This window comes from Bacillus sp. SA1-12, assembly GCF_000981385.1.
In the GTDB taxonomy this organism is placed as follows: Bacteria; Bacillota; Bacilli; order Bacillales; family Bacillaceae; genus Metabacillus.
This window is the reverse complement of the sequence record NZ_LATZ01000039.1, coordinates 1-16,767: the sequence shown is the minus strand read 5'-3', so window position 1 is coordinate 16,767 and position 16,767 is coordinate 1. Positions and strand designations below refer to the sequence as shown.

The 16,767-nt window shown below is 37.4% G+C and carries 16 protein-coding genes, 1 tRNA gene, 1 rRNA gene, 1 other RNA gene and 1 other annotated feature; of the genes, 14 read left to right on the top strand and 5 right to left on the bottom strand.

Annotation, left to right across the window (positions count from 1 at the left end):
* Positions 1–7 precede the first annotated feature (7 nt).
* Positions 8–123: ribosomal RNA gene (rrf, locus tag WQ54_RS16610) — 5S ribosomal RNA — on the top strand.
* 313 nt (positions 124–436) lie between these two features.
* On the opposite strand, the gene WQ54_RS16605 is transcribed toward rrf, so the two are convergent.
* Positions 437–1,384 (bottom strand): YaaC family protein, encoded by a 948-nt coding sequence (locus WQ54_RS16605; protein ID WP_046585621.1) that lies wholly within the window; start codon positions 1,382–1,384, stop codon positions 437–439.
* A gap of 119 nt (positions 1,385–1,503) precedes the next feature.
* Here WQ54_RS16605 and guaB point away from each other — a divergent pair, with 119 nt between their 5' ends.
* The 6 genes from guaB (at position 1,504) to WQ54_RS16575 (ending at position 8,226) form a co-directional block, all read left to right on the top strand.
* Positions 1,504–2,967: an IMP dehydrogenase gene (gene guaB, locus WQ54_RS16600; RefSeq protein ID WP_046585619.1), complete on the top strand. Its 1,464-nt coding sequence runs from the start codon at positions 1,504–1,506 to the stop codon at positions 2,965–2,967.
* Between the two features lie 251 nt (positions 2,968–3,218).
* A complete protein-coding gene (locus tag WQ54_RS16595; RefSeq protein ID WP_269431575.1) occupies positions 3,219–4,514 on the top strand; it encodes a D-alanyl-D-alanine carboxypeptidase family protein in 1,296 nt (431 codons plus the stop codon).
* Between the two features lie 261 nt (positions 4,515–4,775).
* The gene (gene pdxS / locus WQ54_RS16590; RefSeq protein WP_046585615.1) at positions 4,776–5,663 is read left to right on the top strand and encodes a pyridoxal 5'-phosphate synthase lyase subunit PdxS; all 888 of its coding nucleotides are present in this window, start codon (positions 4,776–4,778) and stop codon (positions 5,661–5,663) included.
* An 18-nt stretch (positions 5,664–5,681) separates the two neighbouring features.
* Complete coding sequence (gene pdxT, locus WQ54_RS16585) at positions 5,682–6,257, top strand: pyridoxal 5'-phosphate synthase glutaminase subunit PdxT (RefSeq protein ID WP_046585613.1); 576 nt, start codon at positions 5,682–5,684, stop codon at positions 6,255–6,257.
* A gap of 63 nt (positions 6,258–6,320) precedes the next feature.
* Positions 6,321–6,544: a binding site (T-box leader), on the top strand.
* Between the two features lie 134 nt (positions 6,545–6,678).
* Positions 6,679–7,959: a serine--tRNA ligase gene (serS, locus tag WQ54_RS16580; protein WP_046585611.1), complete on the top strand. Its 1,281-nt coding sequence runs from the start codon at positions 6,679–6,681 to the stop codon at positions 7,957–7,959.
* A gap of 174 nt (positions 7,960–8,133) precedes the next feature.
* Positions 8,134–8,226 (top strand) — tRNA-Ser (locus WQ54_RS16575).
* A 268-nt stretch (positions 8,227–8,494) separates the two neighbouring features.
* Here the strand turns inward: WQ54_RS16575 and WQ54_RS16570 are convergent.
* The 4 genes from WQ54_RS16570 to WQ54_RS16555 form a co-directional block, all read right to left on the bottom strand.
* Positions 8,495–9,163: a deoxynucleoside kinase gene (locus WQ54_RS16570; protein WP_046585610.1), complete on the bottom strand. Its 669-nt coding sequence runs from the start codon at positions 9,161–9,163 to the stop codon at positions 8,495–8,497.
* Positions 9,141–9,800, bottom strand: a complete 660-nt coding sequence (locus tag WQ54_RS16565; RefSeq protein ID WP_156177997.1) for a deoxynucleoside kinase — start codon at positions 9,798–9,800, stop codon at positions 9,141–9,143. Before WQ54_RS16565 ends, WQ54_RS16570 begins: the two co-directional genes overlap by 23 nt.
* Positions 9,801–10,055: 255 nt before the next feature.
* Positions 10,056–11,342, bottom strand: a complete 1,287-nt coding sequence (locus WQ54_RS16560; protein WP_046585605.1) for a glycosyl hydrolase family 18 protein — start codon at positions 11,340–11,342, stop codon at positions 10,056–10,058.
* Between the two features lie 207 nt (positions 11,343–11,549).
* Positions 11,550–12,107, bottom strand: coding sequence for an isochorismatase family cysteine hydrolase (locus WQ54_RS16555; protein ID WP_046585603.1), 558 nt, complete (start codon positions 12,105–12,107; stop codon positions 11,550–11,552).
* Positions 12,108–12,166: 59 nt separating this feature from the next.
* Here WQ54_RS16555 and tadA point away from each other — a divergent pair, with 59 nt between their 5' ends.
* From tadA to WQ54_RS16525, 7 genes are all read left to right on the top strand, one after another.
* Positions 12,167–12,658, top strand: coding sequence for a tRNA adenosine(34) deaminase TadA (gene tadA / locus WQ54_RS16550; RefSeq protein ID WP_046585601.1), 492 nt, complete (start codon positions 12,167–12,169; stop codon positions 12,656–12,658).
* An 85-nt stretch (positions 12,659–12,743) separates the two neighbouring features.
* An RNA gene (gene ffs, locus WQ54_RS32755) (signal recognition particle sRNA large type) lies at positions 12,744–13,007 on the top strand.
* 141 nt (positions 13,008–13,148) lie between these two features.
* Positions 13,149–14,837 (top strand): DNA polymerase III subunit gamma/tau, encoded by a 1,689-nt coding sequence (gene dnaX, locus WQ54_RS16545; protein WP_046585599.1) that lies wholly within the window; start codon positions 13,149–13,151, stop codon positions 14,835–14,837.
* A gap of 21 nt (positions 14,838–14,858) precedes the next feature.
* The gene (locus tag WQ54_RS16540; protein WP_046585623.1) at positions 14,859–15,182 is read left to right on the top strand and encodes a YbaB/EbfC family nucleoid-associated protein; all 324 of its coding nucleotides are present in this window, start codon (positions 14,859–14,861) and stop codon (positions 15,180–15,182) included.
* An 11-nt stretch (positions 15,183–15,193) separates the two neighbouring features.
* Positions 15,194–15,790, top strand: coding sequence for a recombination mediator RecR (recR, locus tag WQ54_RS16535; RefSeq protein ID WP_046585598.1), 597 nt, complete (start codon positions 15,194–15,196; stop codon positions 15,788–15,790).
* An 87-nt stretch (positions 15,791–15,877) separates the two neighbouring features.
* Positions 15,878–16,099, top strand: a complete 222-nt coding sequence (locus tag WQ54_RS16530; RefSeq protein ID WP_046585596.1) for a YaaL family protein — start codon at positions 15,878–15,880, stop codon at positions 16,097–16,099.
* A 90-nt stretch (positions 16,100–16,189) separates the two neighbouring features.
* Positions 16,190–16,456: a pro-sigmaK processing inhibitor BofA family protein gene (locus WQ54_RS16525; protein WP_046585594.1), complete on the top strand. Its 267-nt coding sequence runs from the start codon at positions 16,190–16,192 to the stop codon at positions 16,454–16,456.
* Positions 16,457–16,767: the final 311 nt, after the last annotated feature.

Here is a 16,767-nt window from a genome sequence, read left to right as displayed (position 1 = left end):
TAATATATCTGGTGGCGATGGCGAAGAGGTCACACCCGTTCCCATGCCGAACACGGAAGTTAAGCTCTTCAGCGCCGATGGTAGTTGGGGGTCTCCCCCTGTGAGAGTAGGACGTTGCCAGGTAAGGAGAAAAGATCAGTAGAAATACTGGTCTTTTTGTTATGGAGTTAAATAAATAAAAACCGTAAGGTTTTTTAGATAAAAGCAGAATCAAATGTAATATTACTGATATTTGTTTCGTTTAAATAAATTACCGTAAAATGCTCTATGTTTCAATTTACTAATAAAAAATGAAATAAATTAAAGAGCAATCGACAATTCGCCGATTGCGTCATTTCCCTTTTGACTTCCCATTTCAATTACAAGAGGTAAGAGAATCTTGTACTCACACACTTTCTCTTAATTGTTCAAATATAAATTTTAAAAAACTCTCACCTTAAAGATTATGTTCTAAAAAATCTAAAATAAAGTAAGGGATCTTCCGTTTGGCAATCTCAATATATCGTAAGATGAATGGATAATCATCACTTGAAGCCCCAAGTAGAAGTTCATACCACCATTCGGTTTCATATCTTGAAATCATGCTTAAATTGTATAAAAGTAAATAATGGACTAAGAGCTCTGGGAGATTCAGCAACAGTTCCCGAGAATTTGGAATATAGAAACAATCCTCCTCCAAGTGATAAGAAAACGGCAAACAGTGATAATTTGTTATTAAATTATTGTCTAGCAGCATACCATCGTCAAGATCTGATTCAATAATGTTAACTACATACTTCTCTTCAAGAAATTCTGCCAATCGTTTTATAGACATATGAAAACATTGTGCCATGTCCTCTGAAAGCAAAAGATGTCCCTGGTGATTTTTAACTTTAATAAAATGCTCTTTTGAATGATGAAAGGAAAAGACCTCATTCATTTCTGCAATTTGCTTAAATAAAGAATCCATTGAGTATTTTTCAGCTTCTAGATGATTAATTTGAAATAATTTACTTGCTACATGGGAAAAAAGGCCATTTCTTTGTATTTTGATTTCATCTTTTAGAAAATGATATTGTTGCTTTTTTCGTTTCCTGCTAGAGACACCATGTGCAAGAACAGAAGATGTGGATGGGTATTCAGGATCGATAATAATAAGGCATGCTTTAACTAATTGTGATATACCATAAAATAGCAGCATTGGTTGAATTGTGTATGGCGATTGACCTGCTTGTAAGAAAAAATTTTCACCATGCTTTAGAAAATAAACGAACCTGTAGCCGTTTTCATATGATAGTCCACTTGCATTTTCGAAAGAGAGCCTTTTATAACATTTTTCCAGTTTTTTTTGAACGGTTTCCGTTGAATGATAAGATAGTAAGCGTTCCCAAAATGATGCTGTCATAAATTGTACACTCCATTTACTAAATTCTAAATATTTAAACTCTTTGCTCCTTCCTTGACAGTCGTTATGACTGTTGATAATCTACTAATAATATTTTGCCGAAAAAAGGGGGATTTACTATGTGGGAACAAAAATTTTCTAAAGAAGGCTTAACATTTGATGATGTATTATTAGTACCAGCTAAATCAGAGGTATTACCAAGGGATGTTGATTTAAGTGTACAGCTGACTCCTAGCTTAAAACTTAATATCCCAATCATTAGTGCTGGTATGGATACTGTAACAGAGGCTGAACTTGCTATTGCAATTGCAAGACAAGGTGGTTTAGGTGTTATTCATAAAAATATGTCAATTGAACAGCAGGCAGAGCAAGTTGATAAAGTAAAAAGATCTGAAAGAGGCGTTATTACGGATCCATTTTATTTAACTCCGGATCATCAAGTTTATGATGCTGAACATTTAATGGGCAAGTATAGAATTTCCGGTGTTCCAGTTGTAAATAACCCTGAGGAACAAAAGCTGGTTGGAATCATTACAAACCGTGATATGCGTTTTATTCAAGATTACTCCATTAAAATTAATGATGTTATGACAAAAGAGAATCTTGTGACAGCGGGTGTAGGAACCACTTTAAAAGATGCTGAGAGCATTTTACAAAAGCATAAAATTGAAAAGCTACCACTTGTAGATGAAAATGGAGTATTAAAAGGCTTAATTACAATCAAGGATATTGAAAAAGTCATTGAGTTCCCGAATTCAGCAAAAGATGATCATGGTCGCTTGATTGTTGCAGCTGCTGTAGGTGTTACTGCTGATACAATGGTGCGCGTGAAAAAATTAGTAGAGGCAAATGTTGATGCAATTGTGGTCGATACTGCACATGGCCATTCTAAAGGCGTTTTAGAAACCGTCAGAACAATCCGTAATGAATACCCTGATTTAAATATTATTGCTGGAAATATCGCAACTGCGGAAGCGACAAAGGCACTAATCGATGCGGGAGCTAATGTGGTTAAAGTCGGAATTGGACCTGGTTCAATTTGTACGACAAGGGTTGTAGCAGGTGTTGGTGTTCCACAAATCACAGCTGTGTATGACTGTGCTACAGAAGCTAGAAAACACGGTATTTCCATTATTGCAGACGGAGGAATTAAGTACTCTGGTGATATGGTAAAAGCTATAGCAGCTGGCGGCCATGCTGTTATGCTCGGAAGCCTTCTTGCAGGTACATCTGAAAGCCCTGGGGAAACAGAAATTTTCCAAGGACGCCGTTTTAAAGTATACCGTGGAATGGGTTCGGTTGGTGCAATGGAAAAGGGCAGTAAAGATCGTTATTTCCAAGAAGATAATAAAAAATTCGTTCCAGAAGGAATTGAAGGCAGAACGCCTTATAAAGGACCATTATCAGAAACCATTTATCAGCTAGTAGGCGGTATTCGTTCTGGAATGGGTTACTGCGGAACAAAAAATCTTAAAGAATTAAGAGAAAACACACAATTTATCCGTATGACTGGTGCCGGCTTAAAGGAAAGTCATCCACATGATGTACAAATTACAAAAGAAGCACCAAATTACTCACTATAATCTCCCAAGTTTGACAAAAATTTCGTGAATTATGACAGAACTTTAACAATTGACAGAGACATGTACTCTGTCTATTTTTTTTTGTATTTCTATGATAAAATCTATCTTGTTGTTTTAAAAATGAAAAGAAAAAATAATGTTTTAGTAAAAATAAACAGATGTTTAATTATAGATAAATTAAATTTGGAGGTATCACATTGATCAGTAAAAAATTTAGGAAGTTGTTCGGCGTTCTATTTACGCTCACATTTATTGTTTCCGCGTTTTCTCCTTTCACAACTGCCAGTGCTGCAGAGGAGCCCATTTCAGTTAATGCAGGCTCTGCCATTATCATAGAGGAATCGACAGGGACAATTCTTTATGGCAAAAATATTGATGAAATGCTTCCCGTAGCTAGTATGGCAAAGGTCATGACCGAGTATTTAATCCTAGAAGCGATTAAAGATGGAAAGATTAAGTGGGAGCAAACCTATACACCGAGTGAGTATGTCTATAAAATCTCACAAAATGGAGACTTATCAAATGTTCCATTAAGACAAGACGGTTCTTATACGGTTAAGGAATTATATGAAGCAATGGCGATTTATTCCGCTAATGGGGCAGCGATTGCTTTAGCTGAAATTGTTGCCGGTTCTGAATCGGCTTTTGTCAAACTAATGAATGAAAAAGCAAAAGAGTTAGGCCTAACAAACTATGAATTTGTGAATGCAACAGGCTTAGAAAATAAAGACCTGATAGGAATGCACCCAGAAGGTACAAGTGCTGATGCAGAGAACCGTTTATCTGCCCGTGATATGGCTTTGCTTTCTCAAAAACTAATCAAAGACTTTCCAGAGGTTATAGAAACGGCCAGTATCCCTAAAAAGGTATTTAGAGAGGGTACAGATGATGCTACTAATATGCCAAACTGGAACTGGATGCTTCCAGGTTTAGTTTATGAATATGAAGGTGTAGATGGATTAAAGACAGGTTCTACTAACAATGCAGGATCATGTTTTACAGCAACTGCTGAACGTAATGGAATGCGTGTTATTTCAGTTGTGATGAACGCGCAAGGTAAATCACTGCATGAATCACGATTTGTCGAAACGGAAAAAATGCTGAATTATGCTTTTAACAATTTTTCAGTAAAAGAAGTTTTCCCAGCTAATTATCAAATAAAATCACAATCTACTATCCCGGTAGTAAAGGGTAAAGAAGATCAAGTTTCAATTCAGACAAAAGAAGCTATTAATCTTGTTGTGAAAAACGGTGAGGAAAATGCGTATAAACCAACATACCAGCTTGATCAAAAACAGCTAACAAAAAAAGGAGAGCTGACTGCTCCTGTTAAGAAAGATCAAAAGGTTGGTACCATGGTTGTTAGCTATCAAGGTAAGGGAAGCACTTTAGGTTTTGTTGATAAAAATAAAACACCTCAAGTAGATGTTGTTACCAAAGAGGCTGTTGAAAAAGCAAATTGGTTTGTCCTTTCAATGAGAGGTGTTGGCGGTTTCTTCAGCGGTTTATGGGGCACGATTACAGATACAGTAAAAGGTTGGTTTTAATGATAGGCTCCTATTATATGGAGCCTTTTTGTATAGATTTACAAATAGAAGTTGTTTGTGTTCTCTTTTATATATAAGAATTGGAAATCTTAAGTATATGAAAAAATGATTGAATAGTGTATGATTTAGGAATTGTTTTACTAATTATATTAATTTTGATAGGATTTTTTTAAAAGTTAGGATAAAATATACCGTAGATGAATTTTAAACAACACTATAACAAATCCTATTAAAGGAAATTACATAAGGGGGACTAACATAATGAGTAATACAACAGGTACTGATCGCGTTAAACGCGGTATGGCGGAAATGCAAAAAGGCGGCGTTATTATGGACGTTGTCAATGCAGAGCAAGCGAAAATTGCTGAGGAAGCTGGTGCGGTAGCAGTAATGGCTCTTGAGCGCGTTCCTGCTGATATTCGTGCTGCTGGCGGTGTAGCACGAATGGCTGATCCTACAATCGTAGAAGAAGTTATGAAGGCTGTTTCTATTCCAGTAATGGCAAAAGCACGTATCGGTCATATCGTAGAAGCACGTGTATTAGAAGCGATGGGTGTAGACTACATTGATGAGAGTGAAGTATTAACACCTGCCGATGAGGAATTCCATCTGTTAAAAAGCGACTTCACAGTTCCATTTGTTTGCGGCTGCCGCGACTTAGGAGAAGCTACCCGTCGTATCGCTGAAGGTGCTTCAATGCTTCGTACAAAAGGTGAGCCTGGCACAGGTAACATTGTAGAGGCTGTTCGTCATATGCGCAAAGTTAACGCACAAATTCGTAAAGTTGCAGCGATGAGTGAAGATGAATTAATGACAGAAGCAAAAAATCTAGGTGCACCATTTGAACTGCTTCTTCAAATTAAAAAAGAAGGTAAATTACCAGTTGTTAACTTTGCTGCTGGCGGTGTAGCAACTCCAGCGGATGCTGCATTAATGATGCAGCTTGGAGCGGACGGCGTGTTCGTTGGTTCTGGGATCTTCAAATCTGAAAATCCGGCTAAATTTGCTCGTTCAATTGTAGAAGCAACAACACATTATCAAGACTATGAACTAATTGCTCAGCTTTCAAAAGGACTTGGAAGTGCTATGCAAGGAATTGAAATTTCAAGCCTTTTACCAGAGCAAAGAATGCAAGAGCGCGGTTGGTAATAAAAAGGAGTTTTTAATATGCTAAAAATCGGTGTTTTAGGCCTGCAAGGGGCTGTAAGAGAACATATTCGCTCTGTAGAGGCATGCGGTGCTGAAGGGATTGTCATTAAGACTGTAGACCAGCTTGATGAGGTGGATGGTTTAATTATCCCAGGCGGAGAAAGCACAACAATGCGTCGTTTAATTGATAAGTACAACTTTATGGAGCCTTTAAAGAATTTTGCTGCTGCTGAAAAGCCGATGTTTGGCACATGTGCTGGATTAATTCTGCTTGCCAAAAACATTGTTGGAAACAGCGAGCCTCATTTAGGGCTATTAGATGCAACTGTTGAACGTAATTCCTTTGGCCGTCAAAAGGACAGCTTTGAGGCTGAATTAATGATTACTGGTGTCGGTGAGGACTTTGTAGGAGTATTTATTCGAGCACCGCATATTGTTGAGGTAGGAGAAGATGTTGAAATTCTGGCGAAGCATAACGGACGAATTGTTGCAGCACGTCAAGGACAGTTCCTCGGATGCTCGTTTCACCCGGAATTAACGGATGACCATCGTATGACGCAATTATTTATAAATATGGTAAAAGAATCAAAATAGATGTATAAAAAGCTTGCAGGTGCTGTAAACTTGTAGTAAATTTATGATTACTTAATTGTATATGTTAACGTGATGATAGGAACTAGTAGCAGGATCTTCTATCTGCAGAGAGCCGATGTTTGGTGAAAATCGGTGGTAGATGCTTGTGAATCCATCCTTGAATGAATGGCTGAACAGGGTTTTAAACTTTAAGTAGGCAATTCCGGCTGTGACCGTTATTCATTAAGTGAAAAATACACTATGTATTTTTAACTAGGGTGGCAACGCGGGTAACTCTCGTCCCTTTTTTGGGGACGGGAGTTTTTTATTTATATCGTTATGTTAAAGCTCATTGTAGATTTTTTCCTTATATTAATTGGTAGGAAATTTAACGCTACATTAAATGGGCTATTTTATAAAAAATGACAAAGGAGAATGAAGCATGTTAGATATTAGGTTTTTACGTGCGAATTTTGAAGAGGTAAAAGAAAAATTATCTAAACGCGGGGAAGATTTGACCGATTTCGGGAAATTTGAGGAATTAGATAAAAAGAGAAGAGAGCTAATTGCATCTACTGAAGAATTAAAAAGCAAACGAAATGAAGTTTCAGCTCAAATTGCACAATTAAAAAGAGAAAAGCAAGATGCTGATCATTTAATTAAAGCAATGAAAGAGGTTGGAGAGGAGATTAAAGTTCTTGATGACCAATTACGTGAGGTTGAAGCGGAATTAGATCAATTGCTATTATCTATTCCAAATATTCCACATGAGAGTGTGCCAATTGGTGATACTGAAGATGATAATATTGAAGTTCGCAAATGGGGAGAATTACCAGAGTTTGATTTTGAGCCAAAACCGCATTGGGATATTGCAGATGGGCTGAAAATTTTGGATTTTGAACGAGCTGCAAAGGTGACTGGAAGCCGTTTCGTCTTTTATCGCGGATTAGGAGCAAGATTGGAAAGAGCGCTTTTCAACTTTATGCTTGATCTTCATATTGAGGAACATGGATATACGGAGATACTGCCGCCATTTATTGTGAACCGCGACAGTATGACTGGGACTGGTCAATTACCAAAGTTTGAAGAGGATGCTTTTAAAATAGCAGGTGAGGATTACTTTTTGATTCCCACTGCTGAGGTTCCGGTAACCAATTTGCATCGTGAGGAAATTTTAAATGTTGAACAGTTTCCAATTTGCTATGCGGCATTTAGTGCAAATTTTCGTTCAGAAGCAGGATCTGCAGGAAGAGATACGAGAGGATTAATTCGTCAGCATCAATTTAATAAGGTTGAGCTTGTCCGTTTTGTTAAGCCTGAAGACTCTTATGAGGAGCTGGAAAAGCTTACTGGACATGCAGAAAAGGTTCTTCAGCTACTAGGATTGCCATACAGGGTTTTAAGCATGTGTACGGCCGATCTAGGCTTCACAGCAGCTAAAAAATATGATCTTGAGGTCTGGATTCCTAGTTACGGAACATACCGTGAAATTTCTTCTTGCAGTAATTTTGAAGCATTTCAAGCACGCCGTGCAAACATTCGCTTTAGACGTGATGCAAAAGCCAAGGTTGAGCATGTTCATACCCTAAATGGATCAGGATTGGCAATCGGAAGAACGGTAGCAGCCATTTTAGAAAACTATCAACAAGAAGATGGGTCAGTCATTATTCCAGAAGTTTTAAGACCATATATGGGGAATAAAGAGCGAATTAGCATTCAGTAAATATATAAAGTGATCGAAACAGGGAGTCTTGAACCGTATCAATACTCTCTGTTTCAATCTGAATAAAGCCATTTGATCACGAGCACACTATTTATATAGAAAAAGTTTTTAATTTTTTTTATGAAATTGTTGACAGGCATAATTAGTATATGGTAAAGTAAATCTTGTCGAAACGGAGGAATACCCAAGTCCGGCTGAAGGGATCGGTCTTGAAAACCGACAGGGGTGTCAAAGCCCGCGGGGGTTCGAATCCCCCTTCCTCCTCCATAATTAAACCATTATCTCATATTTAGCGCATAAAATATGGGGATTGATACAATCGTTACTATGAATGTAGCGATTTTTTTTATGCTTTTTTTGCTGTTATTAGGAGAATGAAGTAAAGCCAAAGCCATATCAAAAAACAACAAATCTTTTAGAAGAGAGCCTTTTCTAAAAAAATAGCGATCTCACAGGAAAAAGCATGCTTCCTTTGAGATCGCTTATTTATTATAATCTTATACGAACTTCCTATAAAGACCCGTTGAGTCGCACCCTATTTTTTTAATAATCTAGATTGCTCAATAAAATAACCAATTCGCTCAACAATTGGTTCGATTGTTTGTTCATTTTTCATGATATCATAGTCGTTAATATTTACTCGTAAAACAGGACAAGCATTAAAGTTATTAATCCAATTTTCGTAACGGCGATGCATTTCCTCCCAATATTCAACAGGTGTTTGTTGTTCCATTGGTCTGCCACGTAATTTTATTCTTTCTAAAATATCATCCAGGCTTCCCTCAAGATAGATAAGGAGATCCGGGTGAGGGAAATAAGGTGTCATCACCATTGCTTCAAAAAGATTTGTATAAGTTTCGTAATCTACTGCAGACATTGTCCCTTTTTCGTAATGCATTTTAGCGAAGATGCCTGTATCTTCATAAATGGAACGATCCTGTATAAATCCCCCGCCATATTCAAATATTTTCTTCTGTTCTTTAAAACGCTCTGCAAGGAAATAGATTTGCAAATGAAAGCTCCAGCGTTCAAAATCAGCATAAAATTTATCTAAATACGGATTTGAGTCAACCTTTTCAAAAGAGGTCTTGAAATCTAACGCATTCGCAAGTGCATTTGTCATAGTTGATTTTCCTACACCAACAGTACCGGCGATTGTAATTACTGAGTTGTGTGGGATGTTATATTTGTCTCGTAGTTTCATTTGAGCTTGCTCCTTTTTGAAAATGCTGATCTAATTGTTTAAAAATCGTGATTAAATCTTGTTTATTGTTAACAAAGTCTAAAGAGTCGCCATTAAGTCTAATAACAGGTACAGAAGGGTTATTTTTTTCCCATTCAGCCATTGCTATTTCATAGTCTTCGGAAAGCTGCAAGAGATAGTCTGGATCAATATTGCGCTCAATTTCTCGTCCTCTTGCTGCAATACGGGTAAGTAATGTTGAAAGACTAGCATGTAAATAGATGATTAAACGAGGCGTAGGCATATCGGCAGTTAAAATTTCGTATATTTTTACATATTTATCGTATTGTTCTTTTTTTAATGTTCGCTTGGCAAAGATAAGATTTTTATAAATATGATAATCTGCTACCACAGGTTTATTCCTTTGAAGATAGTTTTTAGTGATATCTTCCAATTGTTTATATCTATTGCAAAGAAAAAACATCTCAGTTTGGAAACTCCACTCCTCAATGTTTGTATAGAATTTCCCTAGGAATGGATTTTCCTCTACAATTTCCTTTAATAAATGGAATTGGTAATGGTCAGCAATAGCTTTAGATAATGACGTTTTTCCAACGCCTATTGGGCCCTCTACAGTAATAAAGGGTGTATTCATCAATGGTCCTCCTTTAAACTGAAACACCTATCCTTTAAAAATCACAAAGTTCATTTTACCACAGCATTTCTATTTTGGAGCAACCATTTAAGAGAATGCTTTTATTTCCAGTATTTAAATAAAAGTGCAAGCGCCTTGAAATTAGATGCTCATGAATAGAAGGCTTAATGTGACTTTAAATTATCCTTGTCTAGCTTATAGGATTTTCATAATATGAAACAATAAAAAAAGACCTGAAAAAGATCAGATCTCCATAAGTTATTTTTTTTCAATTTCAAAGTTATCCGCAAGGAGCAGCCAGTTTTGCGGAAAGGATAAACCAAGCTTCCAATAACTTATACCTCGTAAATTAAGCTCTTTAATGAGATTAAATTTCGCTTGAATTGATCGTGCGTCCTCAAACCAAACTTTATGTTCTTTCCCATTATTATCTCTGTAATTAAAGTGAGGTGCCTGTGCTTCAACGTCATATTGAATCGGTACATTATGTTGGCTTGCAAGTTGAATAGCTTGTTGCGGACTTACCGCTTTTGCAAATGGACCCCCTTCAACAAATGGTAAGGTCCAGTCATACCCGTATAAATTTTGCCCCATCATAATTTTGCGGCTAGGCATTTCCGATACAGCATATTCAAGTACTTCTCTAACGGAATTAATCGGAGATACTGCCATTGGGGGACCACCGCTAAATCCCCATTCATAGGTCATAATGACAACAAAATCAACAATTTGCCCATGGGCCTTATAATCATGTGCCTCGTACCAGCGGCCTTTTTGACCGGCGCTTGTTTTAGGGGCTAATGCAGTCGAGAGGAGCCACCCTTCCTGACTAAATCTATTTTTAGCTTTGCGTAAAAATTGATTATACGCTTCCCTGTCCTGAGGTCTTAAGAATTCCATGTCAAAATGAATGTCGCGGAACCCGTATTTTTTGGCTGTTGTCACAATGGTCGATAAAAGTTTATTCTGTATGTCCATATTTGTTAAGACAATTCGGCCAAGTTCATCACTAAATTGATCATTTTCAAGATTGGTGATCGCCATCATTAAGGTAACGCCATTTTGTCTGGCGATTTGCGGGAAGTTATTTAATAAAGGTTCCTTTAAGGTTCCGTCTCTTTGAATTTGAAAGCTAAATGGGCCAAGATAGGTTAAATAGGGTGCTGCCTCTCGTGCCGCCTGTTCAAGGTTTGGGGATACACTGGTGCCCCTAGGCTCAATATATGCATTGGATTCAGCTGATCTTTTCCTTCCTTCCGGCACGTATAATCGAAAACCGATTGATAGCGGCTGGCTAATTTGAATATTATTCACTCTTGCTAATTCAGCTGGTGAGATTCCAAATCTTTGGCCAATACTATATAAAGTATCGCCCTGACGGACCCAATAAAATCTCCCTTTAATCGGAATGACAATTGCTTGGCCTACGACAAGATTATTCGGATTAGGAATTTGATTTGTTCTAACAATCTCTTGGACTGTCGTACTGTAGGCTTGAGCAATGCCATTCAAACTTTGTCCTTGTTGGACAATATGTATTTGCATGTTTGTCCTCCTTGCCATACTTTTTTGTACATCATATGTTGGGAGGACAGCTCACATGTTAGTTTCTTTTTTAGCGCAATGAAAGTATAGTATATTCCTTGAACGATATTCCTTTGTCTAACTCGGCGCCTAGCCCTGTATGCCTGGCCTCTTAGGAATTGTATACAAAGAATGTCCCCTATACATAATCTAAAAGCGCATAGCTGTTCAAGGAACTAGCGCATTTCTTAGATTTTCACTATTGGTAATTTTGGCTTTTAATGTATGTTTCATCATTTTTATAGCGAATTTATTGTCCTCCTCTTCATTAGATGCAATGCAATCTGAAGGAATGGTGATCCGATAACCTCTCATATAAGCATCATTTGCTGTAAATAAGACACATATGTTTCCCGCGATGCCTGTAATAATGACTTCCTTTATGTTTAGGTTATAAAGCAGAGTGTTTAGAGCTGTCCCGAAAAAAGCAGAGTGTTTAGGTTTGATTAAGAAAAATTCATCATCCTCAGGATATAATGTATGGATAATTTTTTCGCTTAGGCTGTTTTTGCATTTATCAGCAATCCTTTGATAATCTGCCTGCCAGAGGTCATAATGATCGTTCACATAAATTATAGGAACTCCATTTGGTTTTAGTTTCTTTTTCAGGGAGAAAATATTATGTGAGATATCCTCGGCTTGTTTTGCTAAAATAGGACCATGATCGAACTGAAAGTTATTAATCATATCAATAATGAGAAGTACCCGGTTTGATTGGTTTTCCATCTGAACCTCCTTTATGAATTAGAGTGAACAGAATAGTAAAATATATAAGGGGCACATTTATGTTTAACGATCAATATTTTATGAAGTTAGCAATTGAAGAAGCAAGAAAGGCGCAGGAAATTGGTGAGGTTCCTATTGGAGCAGTAATTGTGCTCGATGGAAATGTAATTGCCTCTGCCTATAACTTACGGGAAAAGGATCAGCGTTCGATTGCACATGCAGAAATTTTAGCGATAGATGAAGCATGTAAATCACTGGGTACATGGAGACTTGAAGAGGCGACGCTCTATGTTACACTAGAGCCATGTCCTATGTGTGCAGGTGCTATTGTCCTATCGAGAATAAAACGTGTCGTATACGGAGCGGCTGATCCTAAGGGCGGCTGTGCAGGAACCTTAATGAATTTGCTGCAAGAGCAAAGATTTAATCATCAAGTGGAAGTAGAAAAAGGTGTCGAGGAAGAGGCTTGCAGCATCCTATTAAGCAGTTTTTTTCGTGAACTTAGGCAACGAAAAAAGCAATCAAAAGTGAACGGAAAAAACTTACAGTGAGTAGCCATTGCAATTTTACGGAGAAGGTTATATACTTATACATGCGTCGTACTTAACGGCGCAACTAAATATGGTATCAATTTTGCCGTGCTAAGCGGGGAGGTAGCGGTGCCCTGTACTCGCAATCCGCTCTAGCGAGGCCGAATTCCTTCTAGAGGTTAGCATACTGTAGGGCTGCCTCAAGTAAGTGGTGTTGACGCCTGGGTCCTGCGCAATGGGAATCCATGAACCATGTCAGGTCCGGAAGGAAGCAGCATTAAGTGGAAGCTCTCATGTGCCGCAGGGTCGCCTGGGTCGAGCTAACTGCTTGAGTAACGCCTATGGGTGCTAATCGAAGGAAGGTGCACGGCAGTTTATTTTAAAATAACGACTCACTCTGTTACAGGGTGAGTTTTTGTTTGTTTTTATCCATTTTACGAATAGGTAAACCTTTGTAAAACGGAAGTTGGTTGTTATAATATTATAGAAGAAGATAAAGGGGGGCGTTTTTGTGGGATATCAAGCTTTATATCGTGTTTATCGACCTCAGCAATTTCATGATGTGGTCGGACAAGAACATATCACTAAAACGTTACAAAATGCCCTGTTACAAAATAAATTTTCACATGCTTATCTTTTCTCAGGACCTAGAGGAACCGGGAAAACGAGTGCAGCAAAAATATTTGCAAAAGCGGTAAACTGCGAAAAGGCGCCAACAGCAGAACCATGTAATGAGTGCCCAACATGCAAAGGAATTACGACCGGAACAATATCTGATGTCATTGAAATAGATGCAGCCTCTAACAATGGTGTGGATGAAATCAGAGATATACGTGACAAAGTCAAGTATGCGCCGTCATCTGTCCAATATAAGGTTTATATAGTGGATGAGGTTCATATGTTATCGATTGGCGCTTTTAATGCTCTTTTAAAAACATTAGAAGAACCGCCAAAGCATGTTATCTTTATATTGGCGACAACAGAGCCGCACAAGATTCCATTAACGATAATCTCGCGTTGTCAACGTTTTGACTTCCGAAGAATTACGGCTTCTGACATTGTTAGAAGAATGAAAGAAATCATACATAAACAGCAAGTAAATATTGAAGAAGCAGCATTGGATGTGATTGCAAGGGCAGCAGATGGCGGGATGAGGGATGCTTTAAGCCTCCTTGACCAAGCGATTTCTTATAGTGACGATCTTGTCAGATTAGACGAGGCATTGCTGATTACGGGATCTGTTTCACAAGACTTTATTGGAAAAATTGCATCAGCGATACACGAAAAGGATGTAACAACTGCTTTGCAGGCCCTTGATCAGCTAATGTATCAAGGGAAGGACCCAGCGCGATTTATTGAGGATGTTATCTATTATTATAGAGATATGCTCTTATACCAAACAGCACCTACACTAGAGGATGTATTAGAAAGGGTAACTGTCGATGAACAGTTTATTCAGTTATCAAGGGTAATACCAACCAGCGAAATTTATGAATCAATAGAAATGTTAAGTAAAAGCCAACAAGAGATGAAATTTACAAACCATCCTAGAATTTTCTTGGAAATTGCCCTTGTAAAGTTATGTCAACAACCGGCAGCGGCTTCCCATTTTGACAATGAAGGATACAATTCCTTAATGGAGAAGATCACCAGTCTGCAAACTGAATTAAATAGACTAAAGCAGCAAGGACTAACTGCACCTCAACAACCATCAGCACCAAATGAACCAAAACAAAGATCGATAAAAAGCGGCTATAAAACCCCTGAAGGCAGAATTCAGGAAATCCTCAAAGTAGCTACAAGGAAAAATTTAGAAACTGTAAAAAGTCGTTGGGGAGAGCTTTTGGAATTGCTAAAAAGGCAAAATAAAGTATCTCATGCGGCTTTACTGAATGATAGTGAACCTGTAGCAGCTTCAGAATCTGCATTTGTTTTGAAGTTTAAGTTTGAAATACACTGCAAGATGGTGGCTGAAAATAACAACAATGTCCGCTCTAATATGGAAGTAATTTTACAAGAAATTACGGGTAAAAGTTTGGAAATGGTTGGCGTTCCTGAACATGATTGGGTTAAAATAAGAGAAGAATTCCTTAGGGACCATAAAGATGAAAATGCAAACCAGCGGGAAGAAGAGGAAGACCCTCTAATCTCTGAAGCAAGAAAATTAGTAGGTAATGATTTAATCGAAATAAAAGAATAACAATTGGAGGAATGAAATATGATGCGTGGCGGTATGGGCAATATGCAAAAAATGATGAAGCAAATGCAAAAAATGCAAAAGGATATGGCGAAAGCGCAAGAGGAGCTTGCGGTAAAAACAGTTGAAGGTACTGCCGGCGGCGGTATGGTAACGGTTATTGTTAACGGTCAAAAGGAGTTAGTTGAAGTAAATATTAAAGAGGAAGTTGTAGATCCAGAAGATATTGAAATGCTGCAAGACTTAGTATTGGCAGCAACAAACGATGCGTTGAAAAAAATGGATGATCTGACAAACGAAACAATGGGTCAATTTACAAAAGGAATGAACTTACCAGGGATGTTCTAGGAGGATTTATCATGCATTATCCTGAACCAATATCAAAGCTAATTGATAGCTTTATGAAATTGCCAGGAATCGGACCAAAAACGGCCGTTCGACTGGCTTTTTTTGTCTTGAATATGAAAGAAGATGTCGTGTTGGATTTTGCTAAAGCATTAGTTAATGCGAAAAGGAACTTAACCTATTGCTCGGTTTGTGGTCACATAACAGATCAAGACCCTTGCTATATATGTGAGGATGACCGACGAGATAAAAGCGTAGTTTGTGTTGTGCAAGATCCAAAAGATGTAATTGCAATGGAAAAAATGAAAGAATATAGCGGGTTATATCATGTCTTACATGGCTCAATATCCCCGATGGATGGAATTGGACCTGAGGATATTAAAATTCCTGAACTATTAAAAAGACTTCAGGATGATGTAATCCAAGAAGTCATTCTGGCTACTAACCCTAATATTGAGGGTGAGGCAACAGCTATGTATATTTCAAGATTATTAAAACCTTCTGGTATTAAAATAACAAGAATTGCACATGGTTTACCTGTAGGCGGCGATTTAGAATATGCGGATGAGGTTACCTTATCGAAGGCATTAGAAGGAAGACGTGAGTTATAAAGGCGGTCTTAGGGTTAAACTGCTTTTTTACATCTTTTAAACGAATTATGATCATACGACAGTTAATGTGAATAAAGGAGGACAACTATGCTTTTTCGCCGAAAAGGTTGGTTAAGAAATCAGTATGACCAGCAATTAATACAAAATTTACTCAATCTAAAACAAGAGTGGAATCGGCAAAAGCAACTCATTGAAAAAAGTGTAGAACCTTCTTCACAAGTTCTCTACGAATTAAAGGTTGCTGAAGCAAAATATTTTTTCTTATTAAAAGAAGCTAAAAAACGCAATATTAAGATAGGCCGTATGTAAGCTTATCTTAATATTGCGCCTAAATAGCTTGTTCTATTTTTTTACTCTTTTCATATCTTTTACTAAAGAGAAATGAAAGAGAGTGATTATATGGATCCAATCGTTGTTTTTTCAGTGCTCGGGGGGTTAATTCTAGTCCTTTTGTTTGTAGGTGCTCCCATTAGTCCTCTTAGATTTATCGGGCAACTATGTATAAAGATCATCATCGGAGCGTTGCTGCTGTTTTTTGTAAATGCATTTGGTACGAGCTTCGATCTTCATATACCTATAAATTTAATTACTTCTAGTGTTTCTGGAATATTGGGTATTCCAGGATTAGTCGCTTTAATTATTATTAAAACAATGGTCATTGGTTGAAACAAATGGATCACTTCATTTGTTTCATTTTTTTGTTGACATGTAATTTCATGGGTGATATAGTATTATACGTCGCTGATGACGTGGGATTTTCCCTTTATGATTTTTTTAAAAAAAGATGTTGACTTAATTTAAAGATATATGTTATTATATTTAAGTCGCTTCTTGATGAAAGTGATAAAAGTTCTTTGAAAACTAAACAAAACCAAGCGTGCCAACGTTAATTTCGATTAACAAAACAACGTACTAAACTAGTACATTTTATGAGCTATATCAACTCTTTATTGGAGAGTTTGATCCTGGCTCAGGAC

Excerpts from the sequence above, each read along its gene's own strand:
- WQ54_RS16525 (WP_046585594.1), top strand. The coding sequence starts at position 16,190 with ATGGATCCAATCGTTGTTTTTTCAGTGCTCGGGGGGTTAATTCTAGTC.
- tadA (WP_046585601.1), top strand. The coding sequence starts at position 12,167 with ATGTTTAACGATCAATATTTTATGAAGTTAGCAATTGAAGAAGCAAGA.
- pdxS (WP_046585615.1), top strand. The coding sequence starts at position 4,776 with ATGAGTAATACAACAGGTACTGATCGCGTTAAACGCGGTATGGCGGAA.
- recR (WP_046585598.1), top strand. The coding sequence starts at position 15,194 with ATGCATTATCCTGAACCAATATCAAAGCTAATTGATAGCTTTATGAAA.
- pdxT (WP_046585613.1), top strand. The coding sequence starts at position 5,682 with ATGCTAAAAATCGGTGTTTTAGGCCTGCAAGGGGCTGTAAGAGAACAT.
- WQ54_RS16555 (WP_046585603.1), bottom strand. The coding sequence starts at position 12,107 with ATGGAAAACCAATCAAACCGGGTACTTCTCATTATTGATATGATTAAT.
- WQ54_RS16560 (WP_046585605.1), bottom strand. The coding sequence starts at position 11,342 with ATGCAAATACATATTGTCCAACAAGGACAAAGTTTGAATGGCATTGCT.
- serS (WP_046585611.1), top strand. The coding sequence starts at position 6,679 with ATGTTAGATATTAGGTTTTTACGTGCGAATTTTGAAGAGGTAAAAGAA.
- WQ54_RS16605 (WP_046585621.1), bottom strand. The coding sequence starts at position 1,384 with ATGACAGCATCATTTTGGGAACGCTTACTATCTTATCATTCAACGGAA.
- WQ54_RS16540 (WP_046585623.1), top strand. The coding sequence starts at position 14,859 with ATGCGTGGCGGTATGGGCAATATGCAAAAAATGATGAAGCAAATGCAA.
- WQ54_RS16530 (WP_046585596.1), top strand. The coding sequence starts at position 15,878 with ATGCTTTTTCGCCGAAAAGGTTGGTTAAGAAATCAGTATGACCAGCAA.
- guaB (WP_046585619.1), top strand. The coding sequence starts at position 1,504 with ATGTGGGAACAAAAATTTTCTAAAGAAGGCTTAACATTTGATGATGTA.
- WQ54_RS16570 (WP_046585610.1), bottom strand. The coding sequence starts at position 9,163 with ATGAAACTACGAGACAAATATAACATCCCACACAACTCAGTAATTACA.